The 1,587-nt window shown below is 53.2% G+C and carries 1 rRNA gene; it reads right to left on the reverse strand.

Annotated elements, in window-relative coordinates:
• Positions 1–1,553: ribosomal RNA gene (locus tag R8O11_RS24770) — 16S ribosomal RNA — on the reverse strand.
• Positions 1,554–1,587 lie beyond the last annotated feature (34 nt).

Consider the following 1,587-nt stretch of genomic DNA (forward strand, 5'->3'; position numbering starts at 1 on the left):
TAAGGAGGTGATCCAGCGCCAGGTTCCCCTAGCGCTACCTTGTTACGACTTCACCCCAGTCATGAACCACAAAGTGGTAAGCGTCCCCCCGAAGGTTAAACTACCTACTTCTTTTGCAGCCCACTCCCATGGTGTGACGGGCGGTGTGTACAAGGCCCGGGAACGTATTCACCGTGGCATTCTGATCCACGATTACTAGCGATTCCGACTTCATGGAGTCGAGTTGCAGACTCCAATCCGGACTACGACGCACTTTTTGGGATTCGCTCACTTTCGCAAGTTGGCCGCCCTCTGTATGCGCCATTGTAGCACGTGTGTAGCCCTACTCGTAAGGGCCATGATGACTTGACGTCGTCCCCACCTTCCTCCGGTTTATCACCGGCAGTCTCCCTGGAGTTCCCGACATTACTCGCTGGCAAACAAGGATAAGGGTTGCGCTCGTTGCGGGACTTAACCCAACATTTCACAACACGAGCTGACGACAGCCATGCAGCACCTGTCTCAGAGTTCCCGAAGGCACCAATCCATCTCTGGAAAGTTCTCTGGATGTCAAGAGTAGGTAAGGTTCTTCGCGTTGCATCGAATTAAACCACATGCTCCACCGCTTGTGCGGGCCCCCGTCAATTCATTTGAGTTTTAATCTTGCGACCGTACTCCCCAGGCGGTCTACTTAACGCGTTAGCTCCGAAAGCCACGGCTCAAGGCCACAACCTCCAAGTAGACATCGTTTACGGCGTGGACTACCAGGGTATCTAATCCTGTTTGCTCCCCACGCTTTCGCATCTGAGTGTCAGTATCTGTCCAGGGGGCCGCCTTCGCCACCGGTATTCCTTCAGATCTCTACGCATTTCACCGCTACACCTGAAATTCTACCCCCCTCTACAGTACTCTAGTCTGCCAGTTTCAAATGCTATTCCGAGGTTGAGCCCCGGGCTTTCACATCTGACTTAACAAACCACCTGCATGCGCTTTACGCCCAGTAATTCCGATTAACGCTCGCACCCTCCGTATTACCGCGGCTGCTGGCACGGAGTTAGCCGGTGCTTCTTCTGTCGCTAACGTCAAATAATGCAGCTATTAACTACACTACCTTCCTCACGACTGAAAGTGCTTTACAACCCGAAGGCCTTCTTCACACACGCGGCATGGCTGCATCAGGCTTGCGCCCATTGTGCAATATTCCCCACTGCTGCCTCCCGTAGGAGTCTGGACCGTGTCTCAGTTCCAGTGTGGCTGATCATCCTCTCAGACCAGCTAGGGATCGTCGCCTTGGTGAGCCCTTACCTCACCAACTAGCTAATCCCACCTAGGCATATCCTGACGCGAGAGGCCCGAAGGTCCCCCTCTTTGGCCCGTAGGCATCATGCGGTATTAGCCATCGTTTCCAATGGTTATCCCCCACATCAGGGCAATTTCCTAGGCATTACTCACCCGTCCGCCGCTCGACGCCGTTATCGTTCCCCGAAGGTTCAGATAACTCGTTTCCGCTCGACTTGCATGTGTTAGGCCTGCCGCCAGCGTTCAATCTGAGCCATGATCAAACTCTTCAATTTAAGATTTTGTTCGGCTCAATGAATACTGAACATT

This window comes from Vibrio sp. 1288, assembly GCF_033344475.1.